The sequence below is a fragment of the Paenibacillus doosanensis genome (assembly GCF_025060755.1).
In the GTDB taxonomy this organism is placed as follows: Bacteria; Bacillota; Bacilli; order Paenibacillales; family NBRC-103111; genus Paenibacillus_S; species Paenibacillus_S doosanensis.
Genome location: NZ_JANYUY010000023.1, coordinates 100,147 through 107,764, shown reverse-complemented (window position 1 = coordinate 107,764; position 7,618 = coordinate 100,147). Strand labels below are relative to the sequence as shown.

Below are 7,618 nucleotides of genomic sequence, written 5' to 3'. Positions count from 1 at the left end.
GGTTCAGGACACCAAAGTGAACCGACCTTCCTCGCCAGCCATAGTAGCAGTGTTAACGTTTTTTGTTAGTACCAACCCCATTTTCATCATCAATGGTGCCGCGTCAGCGGCATGGATGGCTTTTGGGGGATTTGTTCATGATCGGCGAATGCTGTAAATGCGGATATGCCTGGATGCTGGACGCATCGTTTTAATACATGGTAGTATTCTTAATGGGAGATGAACTTTTTACCATGGAAGGGGACAGTTCAGTGAAGATTGTGTTGGCTCCGGATTCTTATAAAGGCAGTTTAACCGCCGGGGAAGCTTGCGACGCGATGGAGCGCGGCATCCGCCGCGCAGTCCCCGAAGCGCATATCGTCAAGGTGCCCATGGCCGACGGAGGAGAGGGCACGGTGCGCAGCCTGGTCGACGCTACCGGGGGAACGACGCATAAGGTGAGCGTCCGCGGCCCGCTCGGAGCGCAGGTGGAGGCGATGTACGGAGTGCTTGGAGACGGGGCAACCGCCGTTATCGAGGTGGCTGAAGCATCCGGCTTGTATTTGATTCGCCCGGAAGAGAGAAACCCGCTTGCGGCAACGACGTATGGTATGGGGGAGTTAATTAAGGACGCGCTGGACCGGGGATGCCGATCTTTCATTATCGGACTGGGCGGCAGCGCTACCAATGACGGCGGGGCCGGCATGGCCCAAGCATTGGGGGCGCGGTTTCTCGACGAGTCCGGCCGGCCGGTCGGCCAAGGAGGAGAGGCGCTGGGCAGGCTCGCTTCCATCGACGGGTCGGGCATGGACCCCCGGCTGCGGGAGAGCCGCTTCATCGTCGCTTGCGACGTCGACAATCCGCTTTGCGGCCCTCAGGGAGCAAGCGCCGTGTTCGGCCCGCAGAAGGGCGCTACGCCGGAGATGGCGGATCGGCTCGACGAGGCGCTTCGCACTTATGCCGCGGTCGTGCAGCGGGATATCGGCGCCGATATTCTGGAGCTGCCCGGAGCGGGAGCGGCGGGAGGATTAGGCGGGGGAGCCGTCGCATTCCTGAACGCCGAGCTGAAGCCGGGCGTCGAGATCGTTATTGAAGCGGCGCAGCTGGCGAAGCATCTGGAAGGCGCCGATCTTGTGCTGTCCGGCGAAGGCCAGTGCGACTTCCAGACGGAGCGGGGAAAGACCCCCTACGGAGTCGCGAAGCAGGCCAAACGTCTCGGCGTGCCCTGTGTGCTGATTGCCGGGTCGATCGGCCAAGGAATCGAATGCCTCTACGATAGCGGAGTCGTCAGCGTTTTCCCGCTGACGGACAAGCCGATGCCGCTGGAGCAGGCGATGCGGGAAGCGCACAGGCTGGCTGAGGACGCGGCCGAGCGGGTCGTTCGGTTATTCGCATTATTGAAAAAAAGGAGTTAAGGAATTCATGCTTCGAATGTTGACATCTTCGTTAAAAACAGGAACATTGGTAAGTGCAGCAGCTGCATTCGGCTTGCTGTTTCCCGCAGCGGCGGGAGCGGTATCCGTAGCCCCGCAGCACATTGAGCTGTTCGCGGAGAAAAGCGCGGTTACCGTTAACGGGCAGCAGGTACGGCTGGAGCAGCCGGCGGTTATCGCGGGCGACAGCTTTTACATACCGCTTAGATGGCTGGCGGATACGAGGGGGCTGGAGCTGAATTGGGATGGAGATGCGAATACTATCCGTCTTCTGACGCCGAAGGCGTTCATCGAATTCGATTTGGGCAGCCGCTCGATCACGGTCAATGGCGAACCGGACGACTACTCGTCGGTCGCCGATATCCGCAATGACCGTCTTCTGGTCAAGCTGTCGTGGATTGCGGAGTATGCGGATTTGCAGTATAAGCTCGCCGCCGACGGACAAAGCGCACAGATCAGCTTCATCGGAACGCCTTCTTCCGCATATAAGGAGTCGGATTTGACCAAGGACGACGCACAGCCGAATTCGCGGCCGATCGCGCTGTTCGCTTTCGGCAAATCGTCCTACAAGCTGGGAGAGAAGGTGGATTACGTCGACCTAAGCTACGATCCGGACGCGGAAGGGCTTCCCGATTACGAATGGAACGGGAAGCAGGACGCCTACTATAAGCCGGGTATTTATCCGGTGACTTTGCGGGTGAAGGACGGAAAGGGCAATGAAAGCGAGCCGTTCACCCGATCGGTTACGATCGAGGATGAGCCGTATCTCTCCGAGGCGCAGTTCCCTTATTATTACGACGCTCCGGGCGCCGTGTTCAAGGCGAATGACGATGTATTGAACGCGGTATACGGACCGGAGGAGAGCAAGCTGCCGGTTCTCGTCCGTCAGCCGGAGGACAAGCCGCTCGTATTGGGAAGCGGCAGCCGGTTCGCAGCGGGGCTCGGTTATTTATATCAGGAGAAGGTAAACGGTGAGGCCAGGTTGTATCCGCAATATACGAACGGCGGCCGAACCGAGTCCCAGTTGGCCGTCGTCATGCGCAATAATAATGAGAAGGCGGTAAAGGTGACAACGACGCGGCAAGCCGAATCGGGTCCGTCGGTGTACGGCGCCGTCCGCTTGGGCAAGACGGCCGAGGACTTCTTGAGCTCGGCGCCCCGCGAAGATGAGTTGGTGATCGAGCCGGGCGCTGCCGTCTATTACAAGATAAGCCCGAATATGGCCCCCGGCCAGACGTTCCAGGGGCTCTACGATATCCGGACGGACGGCGAAATATCGGTATCCTACGCGATGATCGCTCCGGGCGATACGACGTATAATCTGAGCGGCTATCCGCTCGTCGCGTCGAACGGCGCCAAGAACGGAACGTTCCCGGTATCGGAAGTAGGCTGGACCATCGACGCGCATTCCCTGAAATGGCCCGCCGCCGTCGGCATGGGCGACCCGTCGCTGGAGCCGCCGCTGCAAGGGTATGATGCGATGAACAAGCAGCCGCTTGAAAATCGGAACCATGCCGGAGTGCGCTATCGAATTCAGTTGGAGCATACGGGCAAGATGGCTATCGCGCTCCATCCGAGAAGCGGGTTTTTCCAAGGAGCCGTGAGAGTGAACGGCAATATCATTACAATTCCGGCCGCCGGATTGACCGAGAACGAAGCGGTGCTGCTGCACAGGACGGGCGGCGGGGAAAACAGCGTCGATATCGAAATTATGGCTGTGGACGGAACGCAGCTCCCGGTCGACTTGGTGCTTTATCCGCTGCAAGCGAACTGATGAATTTATCATATATTTTTATAAATAAAGGAGTTTCTAATCAACGATGGTTTTCGCAAAACGAATGGGTGCGCTGCTGACGGCGTTGTCGTTGTCATTATCGGTACTGCCCGCCGCTTGGGCGGCTCCGGCAGATACCGCGCCGCAGTCTGCGCCGCAGGCCGCACAAGAGACGAAAGTACCCGAAACGATATCTGCGCTGCTCTATTACGACGGGCAGGAAGCTTATGTCAACGGGCAAAAGACGAGTCTGGAAGCGCCGCTTCTGGAAGTGAAGGAACAAGCTTATCTCCCTGCCGTTGCGCTGGCGGCTTTATTCGGCTCGCAGGTAAAATGGGTCGATTCGACCGGAGCCGTGCAGATCACGACGCCTAGCGCGTTCGCCGAATTCGGCTTGTCCGCGAAGCGGCTCCGCATCAACGGGCAGGCTGCCGACTTTGATCAAGCGGCCAGGCTGGTGAACGACCGTTTATATCTTTCGCTGGATTGGCTGAAATCTTATATCGGCTTCAAATATACGGTGAACAAAGAGCTTCGGAGGGTGGAGCTCGTCTATGTCAAAATGCCGGATAACGGGGGCTTTCACAACGATACGATGCCCAACGCGAAGCCCGTCGCGCGTTTCTCCGTAAATAAGGAAAAGTACAGGCTCGGCGAGCCGATTACGTATACCGATTTGAGTTACGATCCGGACGGCGACGCCATTACCGGAGTGCAGTGGACCGGCAAAGCGGAGGCGATCTTCGAGCCCGGCTTGTTTAAAGTTTCGCTGCAGGTGACCGACAGCAAGGGGACGGTTAGCGACACCTTCTCGCGCAACGTCGAGATCGTGGACGAGCCGTACCTGGACCCGTTCGAATACAAGGTGTACCATGAACCGGTCGGCACGTTCGTGAAGGATGAGGAAGCGACGCTGCGCAAATATTTGCGCGACATCCCCTCTTTGCCCAATACGGTGAAGATGTCTTCCGACCGGCAGCTGATCGTCAGCGACAGCCCGGAGACATTCGAGCATAAAGGGTTTCTGTACCAGGAGCGGGTGAACGGCAAAGCGAGGCTGTATGCGGATCATGTGAACGGGATGAACGAAAAAGTCCAATTTGCCATCGTCGTGCGCAATCCGAATCCGGATAAACCGGTAACGATAAAAACAACGAGAGCCGGCGAGGTATATCCTTCCATCTATGCCAATTTGATCGGCAACGAGGCGTCGCTCGAATTTTTGCAGGATGACGGCAGCGATCCGCAGACGATGGTCGTCGGCCCTTATCAGACGGTATTTTATAAAAAAATGCCGGATTTTTTCCCGGGGCAAGGAATGAATGTCATCTATGACGTCGAAACCGACGGAGAAGTGTATTTCTCCTTCGTGGCGATGGATGCAGGGGCGGGCATCGACTCGATCGGCACGTATTCGCAGCTGGAATATACGGGCAATGTTAGGGGAACGTTCAGCTCCTCCGACGTTATGTGGGATGTGGACGCCAAGTCGTTTACCAAGCCGTCCAGCTTGACGATCGGCGACGGAACGACGGACCCGTTTGTCACCGGTATCGATTTCTTCCGCAAGCAGGACTCCCTTAACCTTGGCAACTACGGGGTCGTCTATAACATTCATATTGCGCAGCCGCGAAAAATGGCCGTGCTGCTCCTTCCGCGCGGCGGCGTGTTCAGGGGCCCGTTCGAAGTGAACGGCCGGATCGTGCAAGCTCCGCCGTCCGGTATCATGATGGATTATCAGGGATATACGATACTGGCCAAAACCGACGGAACGGAACCGGCGCTAGACATCGAGTTTACGCCTGCCGCAGGGTCGGCTTTTCCGGTGGATGTGATATTCTACCCGCTGGACGATAAATAAATCCGTTTGTCGCCGGGCGGTCTTAGGTTATAATAAAGGCAGTTATCGGACTTAAGGTGGGAAAAAGGAGAAGCGATCGGATGATTATTGTACGCAATTTATCGAAATCATTTCCGCCGGATCATCAAATCCTGTCAAGGATCAGCTTTCAGGCAGACGAGGGCGAGCTTATCGCTTTGGTCGGCGCCAGCGGGAGCGGGAAGACGACGTTTTTTCGCTGCCTTGCCTTGAAGGAGAAGTGGGACGAAGGCCAATATATATACGACGGCAAAGACATCTCCGGAGTCCGCGGCCTGGAGCAGTGGAAGCTCCGCAAAGATTGGGCTTACCTGGAAGAGAAGCCCAATCTGAATCCGCGCAAATCGGCGCTCAAGAACGTGCTTAGCGGTTTGTTCCTCCACAAGGCATGGTGGCGGATTTTATCCGGGACGACGTCCAATGACGATCATATGACGGCGATGGACTATTTGGACAAGGTAGGGCTTCTCGATAAAGCGCACGAGCCTGTAGAAAAGCTGAGCGGCGGGGAGAAGCAGCGCGTCGCCATTGCCAAGGCGCTGATCCGCGGAGCCAAGGTCATCTATGCCGACGAGCCGGTGTCCGGACTCGATCCGGAGGCGGCGAGCAAGGTGCTTGACGATTTGAAGGACATCTGCCGCAAAGACAAGGTGATCGTTTTTTGCAGTCTCCATCAGGTCGAGCTGGCCGAGAAATACGGATCGCGGATCTGGGGGCTGTCCGGGGGCAAGCTGGTCGTGGACATCGCGGGCAGAAGATTGACGCATAGGGAAAAGGAACTTATTTTTTAAGCTAAAGATAAAGGAAAGGCAGATCCTCCGCATGGGGAATCTGCCTTTCCTTTATTTACACATTGCTTTCTGCGCTTGCCCGGGAAGCGGCGATATGCCGGGCGATCAGACCGCCGTGCAGACGGCCGGTTTCGATGAATACTTCGTTGGCGTTGTTTCCCGATGCCGCAACGCCGGCTATGTATAATCCGGGAACGGTCGTCTCCATCGTCTCCGGGTCGTATAACGGCGCCCGGCGTTCGTCATCGAGCTGCGCTCCGGCTTCGGTCAGCATGGTGCGGTCAGGCCGAAAGCCCGTCAGAGCGAGCACGAAATCGTTGTCGAGCTGCTGTTCCTCACCGTCCCGGACAATCGTAATCGTGCGCTCCTCGATGCGGATCACCTGCGAGCGGAACAGCATGCGAATCCGCCCTTTGCTGACCATGCTCTCGAAGATCGGAAGCACCCACGGTTTAATGTTCGGCGAGTAAGCGTCGCCGCGATAGACGACCGTAACATCCGCTCCGACGCGCAGAAGATCCATAGCGGCGTCGATCGCCGAGTTATTGCCTCCGATGACGGCTACCTTCGTACAGCTGTACGGATGAGCTTCCCTGTAATAATGGGTCACCTTGGCCGATTGTTCTCCGGGGATGCCAAGCATGTTCGGATGATCGAAGTAGCCTGTGGCTACGATAACATACCGGGCGCGGGCCGTCGACTCTTGTCCGAACCGGTCGGTCAGGGCGAGCTCGAAGCCGCCGTCCGGCTGCTTGCGGACAGACGTAACCGTATGGTAAGACTGCACGCGGATATTGCTGCGCAGTGCTGCATTCCGGTAATAATTCAACGCCTCAAGCCGAGAAGGCTTTTCATTGGGAGTCGTAAAAGGGATACCGCCGATTTCCAACAGCTCCGGCGTGCTGAAAAATTGCATGTAGGTCGGATACAAACTGATGGAATGGGCGATACAGCTCTTTTCGATAATTAACGGGTCCAGACCAAGCTTTTGCAGCTCGAGCGCTGCCGATAATCCGCAAGGGCCTGCCCCGACGATAATGATTTCCTCCACTGGGAACACCTCGCTTGTCGATTACTATGTCGCGGAGCCGATATGCTCCTTATGATTTTATAGTAACCGATTAAGAGGAAGGATGCTACCGGTCCGCGTCTTTTTTCCTGCATACGTAGACGAATGCGGGAGGAACATTCCTCATGACGAAGCGGATCGATTCGATCTCGAAATCGCGGCTGAGCTGTTTTTTCATCTGCAGCGAGTACTGGAAGGCAATGAAATAGCCTCCGGGCCTCAGACAGCGGCGCACCTGCTCGATAAGCGAATCGCGGAAAGTTTGTGGGAAATTGGCAAAAGGCAGTCCGCTGACGATACAGTCCAGATGCTCCAGTCCTTCTTGGCGGACGGCGAAGCCGAGGCTCTGCGCATCGGCGTAAGTGCTCGAATCGGGATATTGTTCGGCCAACTGCTTGCGCAAATAAGAGTCCTTCTCGAACAGCAGCGCGGCCGTGCCGGGCTTCATCTTCTGATGAATCGCCTTAGTTATGACTCCGGTGCCGCAGCCTAGTTCGGCGATGCTGTCAATATGCTGCCAAGGCACCGGTTCAATCATCTTGCCGGTCAAATACCGGGAGCTAGGGGTTACGCTGCCGATAGTTCTAGGAGTACGAATAAATTTATAGAAGAATTTTACTTTTTCCAAAGCCGCTGACGGCAGGTTGGCATTCATTCCTATCTCCTCCTTCATCGGATAGTTCTATCATATCC

Annotated in this window: 6 protein-coding genes; 4 read left to right on the top strand and 2 right to left on the bottom strand. The window is 56.6% G+C overall.

Features of this window, described 5'->3' with window-relative positions:
* Positions 1–251: 251 nt before the first annotated feature.
* The 4 genes from N0M98_RS17770 to N0M98_RS17755 all read left to right on the top strand — a co-directional run bounded on the left by N0M98_RS17770 (position 252) and on the right by N0M98_RS17755 (position 5,856).
* The gene (locus N0M98_RS17770; RefSeq protein WP_259618706.1) at positions 252–1,394 is read left to right on the top strand and encodes a glycerate kinase; all 1,143 of its coding nucleotides are present in this window, start codon (positions 252–254) and stop codon (positions 1,392–1,394) included.
* Between the two features lie 7 nt (positions 1,395–1,401).
* The gene (locus N0M98_RS17765; protein ID WP_259618705.1) at positions 1,402–3,186 is read left to right on the top strand and encodes a stalk domain-containing protein; all 1,785 of its coding nucleotides are present in this window, start codon (positions 1,402–1,404) and stop codon (positions 3,184–3,186) included.
* 46 nt (positions 3,187–3,232) lie between these two features.
* Positions 3,233–5,047, top strand: coding sequence for a stalk domain-containing protein (locus tag N0M98_RS17760; protein ID WP_259618704.1), 1,815 nt, complete (start codon positions 3,233–3,235; stop codon positions 5,045–5,047).
* Between the two features lie 80 nt (positions 5,048–5,127).
* The gene (locus tag N0M98_RS17755; protein WP_249863750.1) at positions 5,128–5,856 is read left to right on the top strand and encodes a phosphonate ABC transporter ATP-binding protein; all 729 of its coding nucleotides are present in this window, start codon (positions 5,128–5,130) and stop codon (positions 5,854–5,856) included.
* 55 nt (positions 5,857–5,911) lie between these two features.
* Here N0M98_RS17755 and N0M98_RS17750 read toward each other — a convergent pair whose 3' ends face one another.
* Together N0M98_RS17750 and N0M98_RS17745 are read right to left on the bottom strand one after the other, a co-directional pair.
* A complete protein-coding gene (locus N0M98_RS17750) occupies positions 5,912–6,907 on the bottom strand; it encodes a YpdA family putative bacillithiol disulfide reductase (RefSeq protein ID WP_259618703.1) in 996 nt (331 codons plus the stop codon).
* An 85-nt stretch (positions 6,908–6,992) separates the two neighbouring features.
* On the bottom strand, positions 6,993–7,580 hold the full coding sequence (locus N0M98_RS17745; protein ID WP_259618702.1) for a class I SAM-dependent methyltransferase: 588 nt from the start codon (positions 7,578–7,580) through the stop codon (positions 6,993–6,995).
* Positions 7,581–7,618: the final 38 nt, after the last annotated feature.